At 37.0% G+C, this 21,243-nt stretch carries 23 protein-coding genes; 10 read left to right on the top strand and 13 right to left on the bottom strand.

Annotation, left to right across the window (positions count from 1 at the left end; all coding sequences use genetic code 11):
• Positions 1-39: 39 nt before the first annotated feature.
• Positions 40-1,245, bottom strand: a complete 1,206-nt coding sequence (locus ACERII_RS22325) for an NAD(P)/FAD-dependent oxidoreductase (protein ID WP_373645214.1) — start codon at positions 1,243-1,245, stop codon at positions 40-42.
• A gap of 415 nt (positions 1,246-1,660) precedes the next feature.
• Between ACERII_RS22325 and ACERII_RS22320 the strand changes: the two genes are divergently transcribed.
• Complete coding sequence (locus ACERII_RS22320) at positions 1,661-2,656, top strand: NAD(P)/FAD-dependent oxidoreductase (RefSeq protein WP_373645188.1); 996 nt, start codon at positions 1,661-1,663, stop codon at positions 2,654-2,656.
• Positions 2,657-2,898: 242 nt separating this feature from the next.
• On the opposite strand, the gene ACERII_RS22315 is transcribed toward ACERII_RS22320, so the two are convergent.
• Entirely contained in the window at positions 2,899-3,249 is a 351-nt protein-coding gene (locus ACERII_RS22315) for a HesB/IscA family protein (protein ID WP_373645187.1), read from the bottom strand.
• A 316-nt stretch (positions 3,250-3,565) separates the two neighbouring features.
• Here ACERII_RS22315 and mqnE point away from each other — a divergent pair, with 316 nt between their 5' ends.
• Positions 3,566-4,660 carry an aminofutalosine synthase MqnE gene (gene mqnE / locus ACERII_RS22310; protein WP_373645186.1) on the top strand — a complete coding sequence of 365 codons (1,095 nt, stop codon included), beginning with the start codon at positions 3,566-3,568 and terminating at the stop codon, positions 4,658-4,660.
• Between the two features lie 39 nt (positions 4,661-4,699).
• Here mqnE and dapF read toward each other — a convergent pair whose 3' ends face one another.
• From dapF to ACERII_RS22295, 3 genes are all read right to left on the bottom strand, one after another.
• Positions 4,700-5,566, bottom strand: a complete 867-nt coding sequence (gene dapF, locus ACERII_RS22305) for a diaminopimelate epimerase (protein WP_373645185.1) — start codon at positions 5,564-5,566, stop codon at positions 4,700-4,702.
• Positions 5,567-5,590: 24 nt separating this feature from the next.
• Positions 5,591-5,827, bottom strand: coding sequence for a hypothetical protein (locus ACERII_RS22300; protein ID WP_373645184.1), 237 nt, complete (start codon positions 5,825-5,827; stop codon positions 5,591-5,593).
• Between the two features lie 245 nt (positions 5,828-6,072).
• Positions 6,073-6,309: a YuzB family protein gene (locus tag ACERII_RS22295; protein WP_373645183.1), complete on the bottom strand. Its 237-nt coding sequence runs from the start codon at positions 6,307-6,309 to the stop codon at positions 6,073-6,075.
• Between the two features lie 244 nt (positions 6,310-6,553).
• Between ACERII_RS22295 and ACERII_RS22290 the strand changes: the two genes are divergently transcribed.
• Entirely contained in the window at positions 6,554-7,624 is a 1,071-nt protein-coding gene (locus ACERII_RS22290; protein WP_373645182.1) for an NAD(P)/FAD-dependent oxidoreductase, read from the top strand.
• A 297-nt stretch (positions 7,625-7,921) separates the two neighbouring features.
• Here ACERII_RS22290 and ACERII_RS22285 read toward each other — a convergent pair whose 3' ends face one another.
• Complete coding sequence (locus tag ACERII_RS22285; protein WP_373645181.1) at positions 7,922-8,221, bottom strand: YuzD family protein; 300 nt, start codon at positions 8,219-8,221, stop codon at positions 7,922-7,924.
• A gap of 138 nt (positions 8,222-8,359) precedes the next feature.
• Here ACERII_RS22285 and ACERII_RS22280 point away from each other — a divergent pair, with 138 nt between their 5' ends.
• The gene (locus ACERII_RS22280) at positions 8,360-8,656 is read left to right on the top strand and encodes a NifU family protein (RefSeq protein ID WP_373645180.1); all 297 of its coding nucleotides are present in this window, start codon (positions 8,360-8,362) and stop codon (positions 8,654-8,656) included.
• Positions 8,657-8,853: 197 nt separating this feature from the next.
• Here ACERII_RS22280 and ACERII_RS22275 read toward each other — a convergent pair whose 3' ends face one another.
• Together ACERII_RS22275 and yutH are read right to left on the bottom strand one after the other, a co-directional pair.
• Positions 8,854-9,834 carry a 2-hydroxyacid dehydrogenase gene (locus tag ACERII_RS22275; protein WP_373645179.1) on the bottom strand — a complete coding sequence of 327 codons (981 nt, stop codon included), beginning with the start codon at positions 9,832-9,834 and terminating at the stop codon, positions 8,854-8,856.
• A 1,544-nt stretch (positions 9,835-11,378) separates the two neighbouring features.
• Positions 11,379-12,416 (bottom strand): spore coat putative kinase YutH, encoded by a 1,038-nt coding sequence (yutH, locus tag ACERII_RS22270; protein ID WP_373645178.1) that lies wholly within the window; start codon positions 12,414-12,416, stop codon positions 11,379-11,381.
• 205 nt (positions 12,417-12,621) lie between these two features.
• On the opposite strand from yutH, the gene ACERII_RS22265 reads away from it, so the two are divergent.
• On the top strand, positions 12,622-13,113 hold the full coding sequence (locus tag ACERII_RS22265) for a phosphatidylglycerophosphatase A family protein (protein WP_373645177.1): 492 nt from the start codon (positions 12,622-12,624) through the stop codon (positions 13,111-13,113).
• 67 nt (positions 13,114-13,180) lie between these two features.
• On the opposite strand, the gene ACERII_RS22260 is transcribed toward ACERII_RS22265, so the two are convergent.
• The 3 genes from ACERII_RS22260 to ACERII_RS22250 all read right to left on the bottom strand — a co-directional run bounded on the left by ACERII_RS22260 (position 13,181) and on the right by ACERII_RS22250 (position 15,311).
• A complete protein-coding gene (locus ACERII_RS22260; protein ID WP_373645176.1) occupies positions 13,181-13,945 on the bottom strand; it encodes a TIGR01457 family HAD-type hydrolase in 765 nt (254 codons plus the stop codon).
• 121 nt (positions 13,946-14,066) lie between these two features.
• Positions 14,067-14,705, bottom strand: coding sequence for a helix-turn-helix transcriptional regulator (locus tag ACERII_RS22255; RefSeq protein ID WP_373645175.1), 639 nt, complete (start codon positions 14,703-14,705; stop codon positions 14,067-14,069).
• Positions 14,706-14,864: 159 nt separating this feature from the next.
• Positions 14,865-15,311 (bottom strand): DUF86 domain-containing protein, encoded by a 447-nt coding sequence (locus ACERII_RS22250; protein ID WP_373645174.1) that lies wholly within the window; start codon positions 15,309-15,311, stop codon positions 14,865-14,867.
• A gap of 169 nt (positions 15,312-15,480) precedes the next feature.
• On the opposite strand from ACERII_RS22250, the gene glpX reads away from it, so the two are divergent.
• The 3 genes from glpX to ACERII_RS22235 all read left to right on the top strand — a co-directional run bounded on the left by glpX (position 15,481) and on the right by ACERII_RS22235 (position 17,150).
• Entirely contained in the window at positions 15,481-16,455 is a 975-nt protein-coding gene (glpX, locus tag ACERII_RS22245; protein WP_373645173.1) for a class II fructose-bisphosphatase, read from the top strand.
• A gap of 42 nt (positions 16,456-16,497) precedes the next feature.
• Positions 16,498-16,764 carry a DUF3055 domain-containing protein gene (locus tag ACERII_RS22240; protein WP_373645172.1) on the top strand — a complete coding sequence of 89 codons (267 nt, stop codon included), beginning with the start codon at positions 16,498-16,500 and terminating at the stop codon, positions 16,762-16,764.
• A gap of 89 nt (positions 16,765-16,853) precedes the next feature.
• Positions 16,854-17,150 carry a hypothetical protein gene (locus ACERII_RS22235; RefSeq protein WP_373645171.1) on the top strand — a complete coding sequence of 99 codons (297 nt, stop codon included), beginning with the start codon at positions 16,854-16,856 and terminating at the stop codon, positions 17,148-17,150.
• Between the two features lie 351 nt (positions 17,151-17,501).
• Here ACERII_RS22235 and ACERII_RS22230 read toward each other — a convergent pair whose 3' ends face one another.
• Positions 17,502-17,819, bottom strand: coding sequence for a YutD family protein (locus ACERII_RS22230; RefSeq protein WP_373645170.1), 318 nt, complete (start codon positions 17,817-17,819; stop codon positions 17,502-17,504).
• A 135-nt stretch (positions 17,820-17,954) separates the two neighbouring features.
• Here ACERII_RS22230 and ACERII_RS22225 point away from each other — a divergent pair, with 135 nt between their 5' ends.
• Positions 17,955-18,638 (top strand): YhcN/YlaJ family sporulation lipoprotein, encoded by a 684-nt coding sequence (locus ACERII_RS22225; protein WP_373645169.1) that lies wholly within the window; start codon positions 17,955-17,957, stop codon positions 18,636-18,638.
• A 51-nt stretch (positions 18,639-18,689) separates the two neighbouring features.
• Here the strand turns inward: ACERII_RS22225 and lipA are convergent, their stop codons facing one another.
• Positions 18,690-19,574: a lipoyl synthase gene (gene lipA / locus ACERII_RS22220; protein WP_373645168.1), complete on the bottom strand. Its 885-nt coding sequence runs from the start codon at positions 19,572-19,574 to the stop codon at positions 18,690-18,692.
• A 258-nt stretch (positions 19,575-19,832) separates the two neighbouring features.
• Here lipA and ACERII_RS22215 point away from each other — a divergent pair, with 258 nt between their 5' ends.
• Positions 19,833-20,840: a M23 family metallopeptidase gene (locus ACERII_RS22215; RefSeq protein ID WP_373645167.1), complete on the top strand. Its 1,008-nt coding sequence runs from the start codon at positions 19,833-19,835 to the stop codon at positions 20,838-20,840.
• The last annotated feature ends 403 nt before the right edge of the window (positions 20,841-21,243 follow it).

Raw genomic sequence — 21,243 nt, 5'->3', positions numbered from 1 at the left:
TTAAGGTCATTGTTCCCCTTCAAGTTACCCTCACATATTTTAAAACATGTTAAATTTACCTTTTTTAAGAAGAAGTGGCATTCCACCTAGTAAGAATAAATAACGATTATCAATTACTTTTTTCATCATAGATGCAGATTGACCATATAACTTCTTAGAGCCAACTAATCCTACCGCTTCCTTACCACCTAGAGAAGCTACTGTACCTTTAATATCAGGTGTAAATGTTTCTAGGTTATCTTTACCCGCAAGTAATTGTTTTAAGTTATTCGCACATGTTTTAGCTTGTTGCATTGCAATTTGTGCTGTTGGAGGATAAGGACGATTGATTTCATCATTTATCACTAGTGCACAGTCTCCAATGATAAAAATATCTTCATATCCTGGTGCTCTCAGGTCTTTATCCACTTTCACTCGACCTCTCATAGCTTCAAAACCAGATTTTTCAATAACAGAGTTACCACGAACCCCTGTAGTCCAAACGACTGTTGATGACTTAATTTCTTCTCCATCAGCTAGAATGACACCATCTTTTGTTACTTCTTTGATAGGTGTACTGATTAAAAATTCCACCCCGCGACTCTCAAGTAAGTTCACAGCATAATTTACTAATTCTTCATCAAAACCCGGTAATGCTGTTGGTGCAGCCTCAACTGAATAAATTTTTACTTTGTCACGGTCAATATCATATTCTTTGCAAAGCTCAGGTACTCGCTCTGATAATTCACCTACAAATTCAATACCAGTAAAACCAGCCCCTGCAACAATAAATGTTAAATATCCTTCATTTTTTACTTCTTCGTTATTATAGCTTGCAAACATATATTCAATGTGTTCTCTAATCAATCGTACAGAGTTCACACTCCGGATAGAGAATGCATGCTCTTGAACGCCAGGAATACCAAATGTCTCAGGCTCTGACCCTAAGCCTATAACTAAATAGTCATAGTCTAACTCTCCACCTTCAAGTATCACTTTCTTCTCATCAGGCTTAATTTCTGCAACGCCATCTTTAATAAATTTTATTTTATTTGTATCAATTACACTGTCAATACGCATTCTCGTTCGGTCATGGTGCAATGTACCAGCTGCTGGTTCATGTAACCATGTTGTTTGATAGTGATAGTTATGCTTATTTACAAGGGTTATTTCTGCATCTTGATAAGCGCTCGTTTTTTGTAATTTAGTTGCAGTCATCATTCCCCCATAACCGGCCCCTAAAATAACTATTTTTGGCTTCCTAATCATGCTTCTCACTCCAATTATATTTTCTTTTCTTATTCTCCATTTTTCCCTACATGAAAAATGTCAAGCATGTGTTTTTTTCCATGCAACACAGAAACTTTGTGATATAATTCACGTACTATAACATAAAAATACGATTAATCCTCATCATAAAGCATTTTCTTATATAAACACAGAGAATATGTTTTTTCCTCATTCATTATCTTATGGCTTTATTGACAAAATTTCAACCGTTTTTTGACGATTTAATGAACTTTTTCATTTTAACACGTATATCGCCCATATAACTATATAATTTTGAGATATGAGTTATTTTTTATTATAGTTAAAGGGCATCTTCTACCTTCCCTAAAAAACTTTTTACATTTATAATAAAAAATAGTATTACTGTCATATTTTAGTGGAGGTGTCGTGGTTGTCAAAAGAAAAAGAAATATATGATATTACCATTATCGGCGGAGGCCCTGTCGGAATTTTCACTGCATTTTATGGTGGTATGCGCCAAGTGAGTGTAAAAATTATTGAAGCTATGCCACAATTAGGTGGTCAGTTATCCGCGCTTTATCCGGAAAAATATATTTATGATATTGCTGGTTTTCCAAAAGTACGTGCGCAAAAATTAGTGGATGACCTAGTGGAACAAGCAAACCAATTTAATCCTACTATTGTTTTAGAACAATCGGTTGAAAATGTTGTGAAAGGTGATGATGACATTTTTACTATCTCTACTGATAAAGAAACACATTATTCAAAAACTGTCATCATCACTGCTGGTGTAGGTGCATTTCAGCCAAGGCGACTTGAAGTGGAAGGGGCAGAACAATACGAAGGTAAAAATCTGCACTATTTTGTAAACGATTTACATAAGTTTGCTGGTGATCGTGTTCTTCTTTCAGGTGGAGGAGATTCTGCAGTTGATTGGACGTTAATGCTTGAAGATATCGCAGAAGAAATTACGATTATTCATCGAAGAAATAAGTTTAGAGCACATGAGCACAGTGTGGAACAATTAATGAATTCAGAAAAAATCAATGTATTGACTCCATACGTTATTACAAAACTTCATGGGAACGGTGAAAAAATGATAGCCGTGGATATACAAGAAAAAGATGGAGATAACACAGAAACGCTAGATATAGATACTTTGATTGTTAATTTTGGATTCATATCTAACCTCGGACCTATTAAGAAGTGGGGATTAGAAATAGACAAAAACTCTATCGTTGTAAATTCAAAAATGGAAACAAACATCAAAGGAATTTATGCAGCAGGAGATATAGCTACATACGATGGAAAAGTAAAGTTGATCGCATGTGGATTTGGAGAGGCACCTATCGCCGTTAACAATGCAAAAGCCTATATTGATCCAACCGCCAAATTACACCCTGGTCATAGCTCGAGTATGTTTTAAAAGTGGCTCGAGCAAAAGTGGTTTCATCAAGGTGAAAGCCGAACGAAATGATAACTATATTTTTACTACTCGCCACGGAAATATACTTCGCTAAGGTTACACATCGTTCGGTAGTGCTATCCTCTGCTCGTGTGCCGACAAAGGAAGTTATTGCCAATCCAAATGCCATCAGCTGAGCTATGGTTACTTAAACAAAAAAAACCAACTACTTATCATAAAATAGTTGGTTTTTTATATAACAATTAACACTCTTCAGGTGTTCCCGCATTTGTAGCTGTTCTAAAGGAAGACCCACAGCCACATGAAGCAATGGCGTTCGGATTGTCAATAGTGAATCCCCCACCCATCATGTTTTGTTTATAATCAATAGCAAGATCTTTTAATATCGGTGCACTTTCACTATCAACAACTACGTTAATACCGTGAATTTCTAATTTTGTATCATCGTCATTTGCTTCAGATTCAAATCCCATACCATAAGAAAGACCACTGCATCCTCCACCTTTTACACCTACGCGTAGGAATACAGAACTTTCTTCCTCTTCCATCATCTTTTTAATCTGTGTAGCGGCTGCTTCACTAATATGAATCATTGTTTCACCCCTTCTTTATATGGATGTCACCTTCAGTATAACTGCTCAATATACTCTCATCAAGTGAACTGATTCGAAAGAATACCATTTTCCATCATTATTGTATTAATTATATATATTCCTATAACAACCATTTGTCACTTTTGTAATTTTGATGGTAAGATAGAGAAAGAGTTTCGATATGCGAATAAACATATATATTTTTTCATACTGGGGTATCCTTTTGAAACTTATTATTATTCAATTCCAATTAATTATAAACAATAGCTGTTTTATCGGACAAGCAAGCTATTTATAATTCTCGGGGGGAGAAAACATGAGTATAGTATTATTAGATCCAAGTCTTGAGGATATTAAGGCAAAAGTGACCAATGGTGAACGCCTTACTATTGAAGATGGTTTAAAGTTATACGATACACCTGATTTATTATCAGTGGCTCAACTAGCAAATCAAGTGAACGAGCAAAAGAATGGCAATAATGTTTATTTTATCCAAAATATGTACATTAATCCAACTAACGTATGTGAAGCTAGTTGTTCTTTTTGTGGGTTTAAGCGTAAGCCTGGTGAAGAAGGGGCTTATACAATGAACGAGGAAGAATTATTAAAATATGTAGAAGATCGTTGGAATGATAACATTCGCGAATTCCACATTGTTGGTGGCCATAACACCGAAGTTCCGTTCGATTACTATTTAGATACAATTAGAGTCCTTAAGAAACACTATCCTCAATGTACAGTTAAAGCTTATACTGGAGCAGAAATTGAGTTTTTCTCCCGTATATCTGGTCTTTCCATGAAAGAAGTGATGGAAGAATTAATTAAAGCTGGATTAGATACTCTTCCAGGTGGAGGAGCGGAGATCTTAACAGAGCGCTATCGTTTAAAAATGAGTCCTGATAAAGCGTCTACTGATCAATGGTTAGAGGCACATGAAATTGCACATGGATTAGGGTTAAAAACTCATGCTACGATGCTTTACGGCTCAATTGAAACAAAAGAAGAACGACTTATCCACATGGATCGTTTACGTGAGTTACAAGATCGTACAAACGGATATATGGTTTTCATCCCCCTAGCAATGCAACCAAAGAGCATTAATGCAGGGTTGAAGCGCCGTACATCTGCATACGATGATTTACGTACTATTGCAATTAGCCGTTTAATGCTAGATAACTTTGATCATATAAAAGCGTATTGGATCAATATCGGTCCACAATTAACTCAAATGGCATTAACATTTGGAAGTTCCGATATTCACGGTACACTAATCGAAGAAAGAATTTCTCACTCTGTTGGAGCATTAACTTCACAAGGCTTAACTCGTGAAGAATTGATTTATCTCATCAAAGGAGCAAATAAAACTCCAGTTGAAAGAGATACATTCTATAACGTTGTAAAAACATATTAATATGAAAAGGAGCTTGGAATCCAAGCTCCTTTTTTACATTCATACCCGATCAACTCTTCTATAAAACTCACCTTCACAAATGTACTCTGCTGGTCCTGTCATCCACACGCGACCGTCGTTATCCCATTTGATCTGCAAATCGCCCCCTGCTAGATGAACTAACACCTCTTCCCCTTTCGAAGAATGACTATTTAGAACCGCAGCAACGACAGCTGCACACGCTCCTGTTCCACAAGCCTGAGTGATTCCCGAACCTCGTTCCCACACACGGAAGTTCAATTCTTTTTCAGAAACAACTTCAACGAATTCCACATTTACCCCTTCAGGAAACCTTTCATGCCACTCTACCTTCGCCCCCACTGTCGTTAATGGAGCTTGATTAATATCATCCACGAAAAACACGACATGAGGATTCCCCATAGATACTGCTGTCATTTTGTAATCTTTCCCTTCCACTTCAATATCCTCATTCACAACAGGAGTAGTGGATACACCTGTTACAGGTATTTGATCCGGCTGTAAGAAAGGTTGACCCATGTCAACAGTAACAAGTCTCACATTATTCGTTTTCTCATGAACAGTAACCGTTGCTTCCACTGTTACTTCTTTTGTTTCTATCGTCATCGTTGTTTTCGCAACAAGTCCCTTGTCATATGCATACTTTGCTACACAACGTAACCCATTTCCACAGTTCTTTGCTTCAGATCCGTCTTTATTAAACACTCTCATTTGTAAATCTGCTTTTTCTGATGATCCTATTAAAATCAACCCATCGGATCCTATCCCAGTGTAAATATCCGCTACTTCTATCGCTAGATCTTTTAAATCCGCTTCAGGCAAGTTCTCTTTCAATTGATTTACAAAAATATATTGATTCCCTAATCCGTGCATTTTCGTAAATTGCATTTTTTTAGCCTCCTTATACCACTATTAACGTAATTTCTCGTTCGTCCAGAAATAATCCTCATCAGCTTCCAATATTATCATTGTTCTCAAACAACATGGAATGTTAAGTCTCGTTTTTACTTTGTCTTTCGCTCGGTCAAGCATTTCTTCATTCATATGTGTCAAAACATTATGTGCCTTGCAGTATGGACATTCAGAAAGATATATATCACCCATTTGTTTCTCATATGGCCATGAATGATCAAAAGGAATTGGTTTCACGTTTCTCACCCTCTATTCGTATATGTACCTATAAAGGTTAGTTTAACATAATCAAATATGCATAGAATATATCTTATAGCTTCTGGTTATATATTTTTAGTTGTTAGTCGCAAATTATTATTTCCATTAAAGTTGTTCATGTCGCAAGTATATTGCTCTCTTCACCTTACTTCAAGAAAGTAGACGAATTCGTTCATTATAATGCCTGCAAAAAAAGAGACCACCTTTTTTTGTCAGGAGGTCTCTTAAAACATAGGGTTATCTTCTATAAATTGGTATATGTTTGTTAGCAATTCTTCATTTGTATCGCCAGTTACTACTTCACCATTTACTAAGGCAAATTTTTTCCTCGCGCATTGGCCACAAAAACTTAAACATCCGTACTCTATTACATCTAAGTTCGGGTCTTTCTCTAATTGTTCTTTTACAGCCTGTGTGCCACTGGCTAAATTGCTAACACAAAATTCAATAATTGGTTGCATACGTTCACCTCTGTGTTAGTGCCATGTAATCTAACTTATATTACCTACTAATTATTATTTTGTCAACATAATAAAAGTTATGAAACACTAATATTATTATTCTATCCAAATATATTGTCCTTTCTTCAGAAACCTGATAATATTTAAAATGGTTAAAAGGTTTCTACTATTATAACAATACATATAGAATAAACGCTTCATTATATTTCTTTTTACGCATCTCACAGCAAAAGGAGGCTGAAATATGCGCAATTTGCTTATTTTAGGTGGAGGTTATGGAGGATTTCGAATAATTCAACGATTACTTGCTTCTAGTACAATTAAAGATGTCTCTATCACATTGATAGAAAAAGAGCCATATCATAGTCTAAAAACAGAGTTTTACGCATTAGCAGCTGGAACCGTAGCAGATACTCATTTACGATTATCGTTTCCTAATGATGTACGACTAGAATTAAAATTCGAAGCAGTTTCTGAAATTATGCTAGAAAATCAAATTGTGAAGTTATCTAACGGAGATGAATTATCCTACGATGATCTCATTATTGGTCTTGGCTGTGAAGATAAGTATCACAATGTTCCAGGTGCAGCAGAAAACACCTTAAGCATCCAGAGTATGCGGAGAGCTCGCAAAACATACCATGTGTTACAAAGTGTAAAAGCAAACGGAAAAGTTGCTATTGTTGGTGGGGGATTAAGTGGTGTAGAGCTTGCAAGTGAACTTCGTGAAAGTCGACGAGATTTACATGTTCAACTATATGATCGTGGTAAAAATATTTTATCTATGTTCCCACCGAAGCTATACCATTATGTAACAGATTGGTTATTAGAGAATGATGTTGAAATCATAAACGAGGCAAATATTACTAAGGTGGAAAGAGAAGTAATCTATAATCACGGAAATCCAGTGGAAGTAGACGCTATCATTTGGACTGCTGGTATTCAAGCTAACCAGATAGTTCGTCAATTGGATGTGGATAAAGACAATATGGGCAGAGTTCGTGTAACAAAGCATTATCATATACCAGGATATAAGAATGTTTTTGTTGTTGGAGATTGTGCGGCACTTGATCATGCGCCTAGTGCTCAACTTGCAGAATCTCAAGCTGAACAAATTGTTATGCTCCTTGAAAAGAAATGGAACGGCGAGGAGTTCCCTGAAATGATGCCAAAAATTAAATTAAAAGGTGTTCTCGGCTCATTAGGAAAAAAACATGGTTTTGGACTTATGGGAGAAAAAGCATTAACAGGTAGAGTACCTCGTGTATTAAAATCAGGAGTATTATGGATGTACAAACATCATTCAGGTTATTAAAGAAAAAAACTGAGACAAAAGTGTTTCCATCGCTGAGAAATCCGAACGAAATGATCCTTGCGTATAGTAGTATTCGATACGGAAGTATACTTCACGTTCCGCGGGCGGATGGTGAGCCGCCAAGTGCTTAAGCACTCCTGTGGTCTCACCCCTTGCCTTTTAATCCCTCCGGATTTTTCGTATATTTCCTCCACTAATGTTACCTATCGTTCGTATTTTCAGATCTACACTTTTGTAATGCCCCAGCTCCTTTTCAATTCTCAAAGATATTCCGTAAGTCAGACAGTACTTACTACCTCATACTTTTTCAATTTCCTTATAAATGGAAGGTAGATTAGGATTTCCTTCTCCAACAACGTTACCATTTAGAACTACCAATGGATAAAAGTACTCATCATCCATTATTTGTTGTGAAAACTGTTTTTCTTCTTCTGTTTTAGGCTCGTGAATATCACAATATTGAAAAGAAAATTTTCTATCAGGAAATTTTCTTGTAATCGCAGCCTCTAACCATTCTTTCGTCTCATAGGCACTTGGTAAATGTATGCAACTAGCACACTTTTCCTCTGCACCGTAAACAGTAATGATAATCTCCATTATTAACGCCCCTTTAAATACAAACACCTATGCAGATACTTAGGATATCGTCTAACCTTTTAAATTTTATCACAATTACACGAAATTTTATAATGGGAATAATACAGTTACCAACATAATAATAGAAAAATTCAAGTTATGTTCATGGATTTTTTTTTAGTTGGATATTATAATGGAGGAAAGAAAGGAGTGTTTTACATGGCAGAAGTAACAATTGAATCACAAGTACAAGAAGTTCTTGATAAATTGCGTCCATTCCTTCTAAGAGATGGTGGAGACGTGGAATTAGTAGACGTAGAAGATGGAATTGTTAAAGTTCGTCTAATGGGAGCATGCGGTTCTTGCCCTAGTTCTACTATCACATTAAAAGCTGGTATTGAGCGCGCTCTTCTTGAAGAAGTTCCTGGAGTAAAAGAACTAGAACAAGTATTTTAATATGTAAAGAGGTGTGTCCATAGTGACACACCTCTTTTTTTCAACGAATGCCTCCCCTCAAAATACTTAGAGGATAGCTTATCTAGTTATACTAACTTTGTTGGTGAGTATTCCATTCGCTACAACCTGCTCGCTTTCCTAAGGGGCTGCAGACGCTTCTACACTCCACTTTGCTAACTTCATGCCTTGCGCTTTGCTTATCCTAACACTTCTGGATTAACACTTGTTTCTGGTTTTGAACCTAGGAGGACATTTGCTATGTTTCTACTTACTAGTTCGCACATAGCATACCGTGTTTCCATGCTAGAACTACCTATATGAGGTAATGCCACTACATTTTTAAAACGAAGGAGTGGGTGAGTAGCACTAATAGGTTCTACCCTAAATACATCTAAGCCGGCCCCGCCAATTTCCTTTTCCTCTAGTGCCCTTTCTAACGCCACTTCATCCACAACCGCTCCTCGAGATGCATTGATAAATATTGCTGACTTTTTCATCAGAGTAAAAGTTGCCCATGTGAAAAGATTTTCTGTTTCCTTCGTAAGCGGTGCCAAACAAACTACAAAATCTGATCTCTTTATAAGTTCGTCAAAACTAACATATGTAGCACCTAACTCTTTTTCTGCTTTCTCGTTTCTAGAACGGTTATGATATAAAATTTCCATATCAAATCCTGTTGCTCGTTTAGCCACTGCAGCACCAATTCTTCCCATACCGACGATACCTATTGTTTTATGGTGAATATCTGTTCCCGCTAATAGAAGTGGCCCCCAATTTTTCCACTTACCGTCCTTCACATAATCCGATGCCTCCACAATACGACGAGCAGTTGCCATTAGTAGTGCGAAAGTTAGATCTGCTGTTGTATCCGTTAATACATCTGGGGTATTGCATACTACTATCTTTTTATCCGTTGCAGTTTGAACATCAATATTGTCAAAACCTACCGCTAAGTTTGCAATAACTTTTAAGTGTGGAGCACCATCCATTAGCTCCTTGTCTACTTTATCGGAAAGCATGGTAAACAATCCATCTGCTTTCTCTGCTTCTTGAAGTAAAATGTTTCTTGGCACAGGCTCTTCCTCGTGTGGCCACATTGCAACTTCAGCGACTTCTTCAAGTGATGTAATAGTTTCTTTTGGAACATTCCTAGTAATATACACATACGGTTTTCCCAAGACAATTCATCTCCTTATAAGTGTATTCTTTCTAAAATAATATATCTTTAAGTATACACTAGAGCAGAGATAGCCTTAAGCAACATACTGTCTCCCACCAAAAAGGAAATGTTGGAAAACGCACTTTTTTTGACAAGGTTGATGGCGCTTAGAGTTAAATCCTTCTAGGTTCCAAAAAGGTAATACTTAAACTTTTGAAAAGAGTCTAATTCTTGTATATGTAAACAACTAACTCCTCTTCGATTCCCATTGCTCTCTTTCTAACGCTGCTTCAGGAATTCAAACTCCTCTTCGATTCCCATTGCTCCTTTTCTAACGCTCCTTCGGGAATTCAAACTCCTCTTCGATTCCCGTTGCTCCCTTTCTAACTCTCCTTCAGGAATTCAAACTGTCCTTCGATTCCCGATGCTCCTTTTCTAACGCTCCTTCGGGAATTGAAACTAGTCTTCGATTCCCATTGTTTCCTTTTTAACGCTCCTTCGGGAATTCAAACTCCTCTTCGATTCCCGTTGTTTCCTTTCTAACGCTCCTTCGGGAATACAAACTGGCCTTCGATTCCCATTGCTCCTTTTCTAACGCTCCTTCGGGAATTCAAACTCCTCTTCGATTCCCATTGCTCTCTTTCTAACGCTCCTTCGGGAATTCAAACTCCTCTTCGATTCCCGTTGCTCCTTTTCTAACGCTCCTTCAGGAATTCAAACTGTCCTTCGATTCCCGATGCTCCTTTTCTAACGCTCCTTCGGGAATTCAAACTCCTCTTCGATTCCCATTGTTTCCTTTTTAACGCTCCTTCGGGAATTCAAACTCCTCTTCGATTCCCGTTGTTTCCTTCTAACGCTCCTCCGGGAATTCAAACTCCTCTTCGATTCCCATTGCTCCTTTTCTAACGCTCCTTCGGGAATTCAAACTCCTCTTCGATTCCCGTTGTTTCCTTTCTAACGCTCCTCCGGGAATTCAAACTCCTCTTCGATTCCCATTGCTCCTTTTCTAACGCTCCTTCGGGAATTCAAACTCCTCTTCGATTCCCGTTGCTCCCTTTCTAACTCTCCTTCGGGAATTCAAACTCCTCTTCGATTCCCGTTGCTCCCTTTCTAACGCTCCTTCAGGAATTCAAACTGTCCTTCGATTCCCGTTGCTCTCTTTCTAACGCTACTTCAGGAATTCAAACTCCTCTTCGATTCCCATTGCTCCTTTTCTAACGCTCCTTCGGGAATTCAAACTCCTCTTCGATTCCCGTTGCTCTCTTTCTAACGCTACTTCAGGAATTCAAACTCCTCTCCGATTCCCATTGCTCCTTTTCTAACGCTCCTTCGGGAATTCAAACTCCTCTTCGATTCCCGTTGCTCCCTTTCTAACTCTCCTTCAGGAATTCAAACTGTCCTTCGATTCCTGGCGTTCTCGTGTTATATGACTCAATTCTAAGGAATGCTTCATAAGTAACCCAACTGGATGTATGTTGTGAAAATCTTATACTTTAATCCTTAGTAAAATGAAACATTCTTAAAGTAAAAAATAGTACAGCTCATTCACTCGCTGTACTATTCCTACTTATTTATCCACGCTGGCAATACAACCTGATTTTTTAACATTGGATATCTTTCTAATAAGTAATCCAACAATCTTTCGTACTCCATTTTATTTTGAAAAATAAGCATGCATTTACTCGCTATTGCTGCGTTTTCCCCCGTGTTATAATACCTCTCTACATGATCGAAATAATGTAATGGAAATAACAAACGAATAAACAATAACTTTTGATCTGTAAGAGTAAGTCGATATACAGATTCATACTCCGTTAAAAAATGAATGATTTCTCTTTGAGCGGTTTCATTTCCTTCATACTCTATCCAGATCATTCTCATATAATCACTAATATCTCTCGTTATATGGTCATAGACAAAATCAGTGGGTACTTTTACATTCGATGTTATTTCCTCTTGAAGAGTGAGCCACGTTTGGTCATGGAATCGATAGTGACATATTGTATGATACGGATTTTGGAACAACTGAGGATCGTCTAACGATATATCCATCATCATCTGAATCGCATTCTCACATATCCCCATAAAATAGGGATATGTGATGCAAAACTCTTTATCTACATCAGTTTTTTGATTTTTTTCTCTTACAATCCCCATATACCATTGTTCGAGTTGATCAAGTCGCTTCTCCCAACGGTCCTTCCAGGATGTCATATTCTTCCCTATATCTCTATTGTACTCCGAATATCCAATTCCCCGTTGATGAAATAATGCTAATCTCTTACCTAACGAAGCTGCATTCACCGTTTCACCAAGATGATGGTAGATGTGTACTGTAAAAACAGCATAGTTTTTCCCATCTACATGTATTCCCTTAATCTTATTTTTATCGTCTTGTAAAAATGTTGCTATGTCTCGTTCTCCTTTATAGGATAAATACTCTGTCATATGTTGCTGCTCAGATATTTTTTGTAATCGTCTATCGTCCAATTCCCGAAGCAAATAACAATTTCCTTCAGAAAGGATGATAACATCATCCCCGATATTCATTACTTCCTCTGGATATATTCGTAATTGGTCAAACATAGCTCGTTCTAGCACGATGAGGTTCCCCTCCTTTTTCAAGCATTCTGTAATAGTTTATGACCTATAGGCGGATTCTGTTCGTTTTGTTTTCAGATAGTCTACGTTGCAGAATTCTGATGAATAAAACACAGAATTAGAAAGACACTAAGAAAGATAAACTCTTTAAGGTTAATGTATATTCAAACCTTTTCGTAAACATTCAGAAACTAGGGTGATAAAAGTGAAACATAATAGTAATTTTTATACAGAAACAGCCAGAACGTGGTTATTAGATCGAGGAGTAACCATTGACGAAATTGCAGAGTTAGTTTTCTATTTGCAAAAAAAATATTACGAAGGATTAACACATGAATTGTGTGTAGAACATGTAGAAGCTGTTTTGAGAAAACGAGAAGTTCAAAACGCAATCATTACTGGAATTCAATTAGATCGATTAGCAGAGAAAAATCTACTCGATAGTCCCCTACAAGAGATAATTGACCGCGATGAAGGATTATATGGCGTAGACGAAATCATAGCTCTATCTATTGTAAATGTATATGGCTCCATTGGGTTTACCAATTACGGTTATATTGATAAAAAGAAACCAGGAGTACTTCAAAGATTAAATGATAAAAACAACGGATGTCATACTTTTTTAGACGATATCGTAGGAGCAATTGCAGCCGCGGCATCAAGTAGATTAGCACATAGCGCTGAAAATACAGAATAGGGCATATCACAAGGTCGTTCTATGACCTTGTGATATGCCCGAAACAGGAAGTGACTCTTCCCGCCCATCAAATTTCCCAATCATCTAAAGATTCAATAGACCAGGTAGGTTGCACCTCTACTGTTGTTAAATGTTCCTTTGTTGTTACTCCTGTATGAACAATGATGGTATCCATGCCTGCATTAATCCCAGACAAAATATCCGTATTGTAATTATCTCCCACCATCACCGTCTTCTCGAGCGCTGTTCCTAATACCTCTAATGCTTGATCTACAATAATAGCTTCTGGTTTTCCCATGTAAGTTGCTTTCACACCAGTAGATACCTCTACTACGGATGTGAGAGAGCCGTTCCCTGGTAAGAGACCTCTTTCTGTTGGAATAGCAACGTCTCCATTTGTAGAAAGAAGCGTTGCACCAAAACGAACTAGTAAACAAGCCTTTGCTAACTTTTCATATGTAAGTTCACGATCTAGCCCCATAACTACAACGTTAGCATCTTCTTCCACCAGCTTCATTCCTTTAGATTCCAAAGCAGTAGACAAACCTTCTTCGCCGATCATATACACAGACGCTACACCGTGCTTTTGTTCAATGTAATTTGCAGTAGCAATACTTGTAGTGAAAACATGATCTGAACCGCATGGAATGTCCATAGAGTTTAGCTTATCAGCAACTTGCTCTGGAGTTCTCGACGAATTATTGGTAACAAATAAATATGGAATTTGCTTTTCTGCTAATTTTTTTACAAATCTTGAAGCCGCTTCTATCTTCTCTTCGCCTCGATACATCGTACCATCCAGGTCAATCAAATAACCTTCATATTCTTTCACTAGTACTTCCTCCGTTTACTTTATAATCAAGGGCATGTTATTGAACGTAAAATTTCAGATACAATCTTTAACAAAGCCATATTCAAAAGAAATATCGTCACCCATGGAGTGACGATTACTTTTAGTTTGTATTACGAATTTTATAATAACAATGAGGGTCGTGTCCAGTTGCTATGCACATTTTACATTCAATGTCCTCTGTATCCAAAACTTCTTTGAACAATAAAAGCTCTGATTCACAGATCATTGGAAATTGTTTTGCAACAGCAGCAATGGGACAATTATACTCTTTAAAAATAATACTACCGTCCTCTTCATGTGTAATCTCCACCATAAATCCTTGTTCATTTTGAAGCTGAGCTAATTCTTGCACTTTTTCCTCTAACGTTTTCCCGATGCCAATTCGCTTTTCAAAACGCTTTCTCTGTCTCTCTCTTCGCTTTTTAAATAGCTCTTCGACTTTTTCAATACCATCTAAATCCATTAAATCATCAAGAAGCTCTACTGCTAAAGTACCGTAATCTCTTGGAAATGTTTCTTCTCCAGTGTGTGACAACTGATATACGTGTGTAGGGCGTCCCATCGCTTGACGCAAAAGAGTTGTTTCTACAATTCCGTCACGCTCTAAAGTATTTAAATGTCGTCGCACAGCCATTTCTGTAATATCTAATTCTAAAGCGATTACAGAAACAGTTAATTGCTTCCTCTTTTTTATTAGACCTAGAATATGATCTCTCGTAGAGGTGGTTTTCGTTGGCATATTTCTCACCTTCCTTCCCTTTTATTGTAAGTTAAAAAAGGTATTTCGTAAATTTACTTAGTAAAAAGTTTAAAAATTTGACTTAATCCGTTCATTAGATGTTCAATATTTAGTTTGAAATTTGATATATTTTAGTAAAACGCTTACTATCTATATGCTTTAATCTTTTGAAGGTAAAAAAGCAGAAACAGGACCTAGCTCATTTTCTAAATATAAACGCACTTTTCCTGGAAACGTTAGTAAAGCTGGCATAGATTTATTCATATTTGAATGTAATTCAGCACTATTTATTTCTGTATATTCTTGCAATACTATTTTTCTCATCAAGATAAAATCCTTTAATACTATTCCATCTTCATTACTAATTACCTTTTCATCCACCAAAATGTTAATTACATCTTCGTAGCTCCCTGGATCACGCATGATAAACCCGTCAATCATTTGATTACCTACATCAATGATTACTTCAATAGTCATATGTACAAAGCGTTCTAAAGCAACTTTTTCTATGTCACTTTTCCATTCTTGTTGTTGTGAAAAAATACTCAGCTGTTTCTCCATATACTGCAATCTATTTTCTAATAATTCCCTATCTACAAAATACATGAATATCACCTTTTCTCTCCTATTTTTCACTATTTAGTATAGCACATTGCTATTCTAACCTTTATTAAATCTCTTTACTATTCAAAATATGATTTATTTCCCCTATCTTTTTTGGTATCATGATGAAGAATTACTAGATGTATAGAGAGAAATTATGGGGGAATTAACATTGGATCGTGAATTGGCACTGGAAATCGTACGAGTTACGGAAGCTGCAGCACTTGCTTCCTCTCAATGGATGGGAAGAGGTTTAAAGAATGAAGCAGATGACGCTGCTACAAATGCAATGAGAAGTATGTTTGATTCTGTAAACATGCAAGGTACAGTTGTCATAGGTGAAGGGGAACTCGATGAAGCACCGATGCTTTACATAGGAGAAAAACTAGGTACAGGGAATGGTCCGGAAGTAGATATTGCTGTGGATCCTCTAGAAGGTACAAATATCGTTGCAAAAGGGTATCCAAATGCCATGGCTATCATCGCTGTAGCTGACAGAGGTACTTTGCTTCATGCACCTGATATGTATATGGAAAAATTAGTGGTAGGTCCAGAGGCTGCTGGCCTCGTCCGATTAACGGATCCTATCGAAAAAACAATTGATATTGTTGCAAAAATGACGCAAAAACGAGTCAGAGATGTTACAGTTATAATACAAGAACGTCCAAGACATAATGAATTGGTTGAGCGTATCCGCCAAAAAGGTGCTCGTGTGACGTTTTTCGAAGACGGTGACGTTGCTGCATCTATTGCTGCCGCAATGCCAAGAACTGGCATAGACATTTTTGTTGGTACAGGAGGAGCACCAGAAGGTGTAATTACCGCAGCTGCAATTAAAGCGTTGGGCGGGGATATGCAAGCTCGTTTAGCACCAATGAATGAGGAAGAAATAGAGAGATGTAAGAAAATGGGGATTGAGGATACTTCTCTCGTTCTTCAACTGGATGATCTAGTTAGAGGAGATGACGCGATCTTTGCTGCTACTGGCGTATCTTCCGGGGAATTACTAGAAGGAGTTCGATTTTTGGGTTCTGATTTAGTTGAGACGGATTCCATTGTAATGAGAGCTAAAACAGGTACAATTCGTTATATTAAAGCACATCACCGATTAAATCAGAAACCGCATCTTGCAATGCCTGAGGAATAGTTTTCGTTTACGACTAAAATTTGAGTGAAATGAGGGTTTCTTATGACAGAACGATTTTTCTTATATGATGAAGTAGAAGATACAAAAACTAGGTTCATTAGTTTTATGGGAGAGTCACAACGGTTCGATCTAATCATTATGACAACCAATCGATATTATGGAAAAAAACTTGTGTTAGACATTCAATCGAATCGATTTGGCATTATTGGTTCCGATGACTTAGAAGAACCAGGCTACTTAGAAGATGCCTTTCAACTAAATGAAGAAGATGGAAAAGAACTAAGAGAATTTTTATACGAAGTAATATAAGCATATTGTTTATCATTGAATTTCCTAATATTTAATACAATGAATAGCACCGCCATAACACATACTAATGTTAATGGAGGTGCTTTTTAATGGGAAAAGACTCCCGACATGTAGATTCAAAAAAAGAGAACGAACAAGATTATCACGATTTCATTACAGTTGAAAAAAACAAAAATCAAATACTTCCAGAATTTGATCCTGAAGGTCCTTATGGTTCACCCTTTCAACCTACTCCTGGGAAAAGTAGCCCCTGGGAAGAAGGTCAACAAGCTATAAGTGCATTTACGTATGAAAATAAAAACCTTCACCAGAACTTAGAACGGAAGGATCCAGGTTCTCATCCTACTCACGATGACAAACGGGCTGATCGTGGAGAGCCCTTTTAATTTAATAAGTAGACGAAGGAAGAGGCTTGTGATGATCTAGGAAAGCCGACAATCTAGAGAAAAAACAAGAAAACGTTAAGCTCAGAAATTTGAAAAAAGAGGCTGGAATATAACGAAAGTGTAACATTGAAAAGACGAACGATAGGTAACCTTAGCGGCGGAAATATACGAAGACTCCGGCGGGATCAAAAGGCAAGGGTGAGACCCCAAGAGTGCTTAAGCGCTCGGCTACTAACCAACCGTCTGCGGAAAGCGAAGTATATTTCTGCCGCGAATAGTATACCAAGAATCATTTCGTTCGGATTTCTCTTTACTGAAAACACTTTTGTCCCAGCCTCTTTCTACTTTTGACTACTTTACTAATGCTTCTTTCACTGTCTTATTGGATTTCTTTCGCTCATTAACTTTTTTAACAACAAAATAAGAACACCCAAAGTTACAATACTCGTATAAATATTCAGGTAATGAACCAATTTTTAAATCAAATGTAGATTTTCGATTATCATCTTCAAAAAATCCCTTTAATCGAAGCTGTTCATAACCCCAATCACCTACAATATAATCATATTTATTTAAAACGTCACTAAACCGATTTTTAAACTCTTCTTCATTCCAACCACCACGAACATCTTCCACAACTTCATATGTGTTTCCTTGTACTTTGATCATAGTAGGCACCTCTCTTTTCTATTTCTATCTTGCCTTATTTACACAAAAAATTCAATGTTCAATATGAAAGAGACCAACAATTACCACCGTAAACTCCTTTCTATTAGGTCATCCTATAAACTAGGAGGTGTTAACATGATGAAAAAGAGTAGTTTTTTCATGTTTTTCGGATTGTTTTTACTAACATTGTCAGCTTGTGGAACGAACAATGATGCTTCTCAACAAGGGTTTCAATTATTCGGTGAGTATCAGCAACCTGAAGAAAGATTTGTTATTAATCGTCGTGCATCAGATGAGGATATCAATAAATATCACCGATTTGGTTTTCACAGAGACTCAAAAGAAACAGCTTATAGTGGACAAAATGTACCACAATACTCTGTGTATGATCATTCTTTATTAGCTGAAACGATAAGTCATGTCTCAGCAACATTACCATCCATAGAAGAAATTGCTGTTCTCGTTACTGAGCAACATGTCTTAATGGCCTATGAATCAACAAACAATAACAAAAGCGAAGTGGCTACTCAGTTAAGGAAAACTGCTTATTCATTCGTGCCAGCCTATTTTGATGTATATGTTGCAGAAGGTAGACTGTTCATGAAAGACATAGAACGATTCCAAGGATTGTCTTCACAGGACCCTTCCTATAGAGGAACACTGGATGCAACAATTGAAGAAATGAAATCATATCCTCAAGGAGAAGCGTTACAAATGGACGACCCAATGCTTAAGGACACGAGATTTGATCAGAATCGAGATTATGATCGTCAAGGACATGGGAATTACAATCGAAACTCTAATAGGTCTATGGATTAGATATTATTCTAATCAAAGAAAGTCACCTCCAATGTGAAGGTGACTTTCTATTTAACCTTGTTCCGCTGCTGCATTTACTTGTTCATCAGCATGATATGATGAACGAACTAAAGGACCTGATTCACAATGCTTAAATCCTTTACTTAAAGCAATATCACGAAGTTCTTTAAATTCTTCAGGTGTCCAATATTTCACAATTTTTAAATGGCTTTTCGACGGCTGTAAGTATTGACCAATTGTCATAATATCTACATCTACTGCTCGGAGATCATCCATTGTCTCTATTATTTCTTCCTTTGTTTCCCCTAACCCTATCATCAAACTTGATTTTGTTGGGATTTTAGGCTGTAATTCCTTTGCTCTTTTTAAAAATTCTAAGGAACGCTCATACGTTGCTCGAGCACGAACTCTTGGAGTCAGTCGTTTTACCGTTTCTATATTATGATTTAATATATTAGGTCTTGCATCCATTAATATTTTTAAATTTTCTATTTTTCCACCCATATCTGATGGAAGAACTTCTACTGTTGTAAATGGCGTTGCACGACGAATAGCACGAACTGTCTCTGCAAAGATTTCAGCTCCTCCGTCTTTCAAGTCATCTCTGGCAACTGCTGTGATAACAGTGTGTTTTAACCCCATGAGCTTCACAGATTCTGCTACTCTTTCTGGTTCTTGTCGATCTAATTCATTCGGTAAACCGGTTTTTACAGCACAAAAACGACAAGCACGAGTACATACATCTCCAAGGATCATAAATGTAGCTGTTTTACGCTCAGCCCAACACTCATGGATATTAGGACAACGAGCTTCCTCACAAACTGTATGTAATTTCTTCTCACGCATCATCTTTTTTAACCCTGTATAGGAGTCATTTGTATTAAGCTTTATTTTTAACCATTCTGGTTTTCTCACATACTCTTCTTGCTTTGCCATTTGTTTCACTCCAATTCCATTCTTTGCATGTCTTTCGTAGTTTACATATTCAACGGCTATCTTATTATACTACATTATAGGTATTCATACTATGTTGAGAATCATTAGTAACTTTAACATGAAAAGGTAGAAATCTCAAAGGTTCAGCACCAGTAACCTAATGATTATATGATAATTTCCAACATTTTTCCGTATGGTTTTACATGTATTAGTCACACACTAGATATATGTAAGAAGTATGAAAGGAGAGTTCCTACCATGAGATTGAAAAAAATGAAACTAATAATCGGATTATTCCTTCTTATGTTCATACTTCCAACGAACATAGTTGCAGCAAACATTGAAGATCTTTCTTCAGAAGAGATTTTTGCTGAAAGATTAGCACTATACTTAAAAACAGAAGCAACTACGCAAATTCCATGGTATTATTTTGCTGCAGTTGATAGCTATGAACGAGGACTGAGGGAAGCTCGTAAAGACTTGCCAAAAGAAGATGGTTTTATTGCTATTTACTATTCCCAGGAAGATTGGGTCGGAGCACAAAATCCAAATAAACAAGACACAAATGCAATTTCTATCTCCATGTTTGATGGTGTAGGATTAGATGGAAATGGAGACGGAAAAGCAGATCTTAATGATGATGAAGATGTGTTGTACACGTTTGCTCAACACCTTTCGAAATTTGGGCAAAAAGAAGATGATATCCGAATCGGGTTATGGGATTATTACCAACGAGACAAAGCTATTGAGCTAATTACAGGGCATGCAAAAGTATACAAGAAATTTAATACACTTGATTTACGTGACCGTTCATTTCCAATGCCATTACACTTTAATTATAGTTACCGAAGCACTTGGGGAGATGGTCGTGGTTGGGGTGGACGTCGTATCCATGAAGGTACGGATATCTTTGCAGATTACGGAACACCTGTTAAATCCACCACTTATGGTATCGTTGAATTAAAAGGGTGGAATAAATATGGTGGCTGGCGGATTGGTATTCGTGATGTAAAAAACGTATACCATTATTACGCTCATTTAAGTAGCTTTGAAAAAGGTATGGAACGAGGAACAATCGTAGAACCTGGTACGGTAATCGGATATGTAGGAAGTTCAGGTTACGGTAAACCAGGAACGCAAGGGAAATTTCCACCTCATTTACATTACGGTATGTACAAAGACAACGGTAGGATTGAATGGTCCTTTGATCCATATCAAAGCTTACGTGTTTGGGAACGACTAGATCGTCAGAAGAAAAATAATTAGTTTGTTTATCTGCTTTTAAGGATAACTAAACGGAGATCGAGGGGAAGTCACTGTATTTTTACGGTGACTTCTTTTTTTAGGTGGGTTGCGCATTATATGTGCGAGTTTTTGAAATATATGTGCGAGTTGCGTGATTATATGTGCGAGTTTTTGAAATATATGTGCGAGTTGCTTGATTATATGTGCGAATTTCTCACTTTTATGTGCGAATTCCGCAATAATATGTGCACTTCTCTTTTTTGAGACCTTGCCCTATCGATTTTAACCTTTAACTCGTTTTCTCCCCCTGTACTGTCTTTCTTAAAAAAACAAAATTTGCCCTTTTTTAATAGGAGATAAATATATGTGCGATTATCTGACTTTTATGTGCGATTTTTGATATATATGTGCGAGTTGCGTGATT

The organism is Evansella sp. AB-rgal1, assembly GCF_041820985.1.
Lineage (GTDB): Bacteria > Bacillota > Bacilli > Bacillales > Salisediminibacteriaceae > Evansella.
Note: the sequence above shows the minus strand (reverse complement) of the source record. Positions and strands in the feature narration are given on the sequence as shown.

Excerpts from the sequence above, each read along its gene's own strand:
- ACERII_RS22315 (WP_373645187.1), bottom strand. The coding sequence starts at position 3,249 with ATGATTCATATTAGTGAAGCAGCCGCTACACAGATTAAAAAGATGATG.
- mqnE (WP_373645186.1), top strand. The coding sequence starts at position 3,566 with ATGAGTATAGTATTATTAGATCCAAGTCTTGAGGATATTAAGGCAAAA.
- dapF (WP_373645185.1), bottom strand. The coding sequence starts at position 5,566 with ATGCAATTTACGAAAATGCACGGATTAGGGAATCAATATATTTTTGTA.
- ACERII_RS22295 (WP_373645183.1), bottom strand. The coding sequence starts at position 6,309 with ATGCAACCAATTATTGAATTTTGTGTTAGCAATTTAGCCAGTGGCACA.
- ACERII_RS22290 (WP_373645182.1), top strand. The coding sequence starts at position 6,554 with ATGCGCAATTTGCTTATTTTAGGTGGAGGTTATGGAGGATTTCGAATA.
- ACERII_RS22285 (WP_373645181.1), bottom strand. The coding sequence starts at position 8,221 with ATGGAGATTATCATTACTGTTTACGGTGCAGAGGAAAAGTGTGCTAGT.
- ACERII_RS22280 (WP_373645180.1), top strand. The coding sequence starts at position 8,360 with ATGTTCATGGATTTTTTTTTAGTTGGATATTATAATGGAGGAAAGAAA.
- ACERII_RS22255 (WP_373645175.1), bottom strand. The coding sequence starts at position 14,705 with ATGCCAACGAAAACCACCTCTACGAGAGATCATATTCTAGGTCTAATA.
- ACERII_RS22250 (WP_373645174.1), bottom strand. The coding sequence starts at position 15,311 with ATGTATTTTGTAGATAGGGAATTATTAGAAAATAGATTGCAGTATATG.
- ACERII_RS22240 (WP_373645172.1), top strand. The coding sequence starts at position 16,498 with ATGACAGAACGATTTTTCTTATATGATGAAGTAGAAGATACAAAAACT.
- ACERII_RS22235 (WP_373645171.1), top strand. The coding sequence starts at position 16,854 with ATGGGAAAAGACTCCCGACATGTAGATTCAAAAAAAGAGAACGAACAA.
- ACERII_RS22230 (WP_373645170.1), bottom strand. The coding sequence starts at position 17,819 with ATGATCAAAGTACAAGGAAACACATATGAAGTTGTGGAAGATGTTCGT.
- ACERII_RS22225 (WP_373645169.1), top strand. The coding sequence starts at position 17,955 with ATGATGAAAAAGAGTAGTTTTTTCATGTTTTTCGGATTGTTTTTACTA.
- lipA (WP_373645168.1), bottom strand. The coding sequence starts at position 19,574 with ATGGCAAAGCAAGAAGAGTATGTGAGAAAACCAGAATGGTTAAAAATA.
- ACERII_RS22215 (WP_373645167.1), top strand. The coding sequence starts at position 19,833 with ATGAGATTGAAAAAAATGAAACTAATAATCGGATTATTCCTTCTTATG.